The organism is Paenibacillus turpanensis, assembly GCF_011421635.1.
Classification (GTDB): domain Bacteria; phylum Bacillota; class Bacilli; order Paenibacillales; family YIM-B00363; genus Paenibacillus_AK; species Paenibacillus_AK turpanensis.
The window spans coordinates 1-324 of the sequence record NZ_WTLI01000076.1; the positions used below are offsets into that span (position 1 = coordinate 1).

1 rRNA gene is annotated in these 324 nt (G+C 53.1%); it reads right to left on the reverse strand.

Going from position 1 to position 324, the window contains the following annotated elements:
- Nucleotides 1-324 (reverse strand): 23S ribosomal RNA (locus tag GQS10_RS22875); the annotation flags it as partial.

Below are 324 nucleotides of genomic sequence, written 5' to 3' on the forward strand. Positions count from 1 at the left end.
TCGCCCTATTCAGACTCGCTTTCGCTGCGGCTTCGGCTTTCCACCTTAACCTTGCTCGTGAACGTAACTCGCCGGTTCATTCTACAAAAGGCACACCATCATCCATATAGAGGACTCTGATTTCTTGTAAGCACACGGTTTCAGGTTCTATTTCACTCCCCTTCCGGGGTGCTTTTCACCTTTCCCTCACGGTACTGCTTCGCTATCGGTCGCTAGGGAGTATTTAGCCTTGGCAGATGGTCCTGCCGGATTCAGACGGGATTTCCCGTGTCCCGCCCTACTCAGGATCCGTCTAGGCATACGCACCTTTTCGGCTACAGGGCT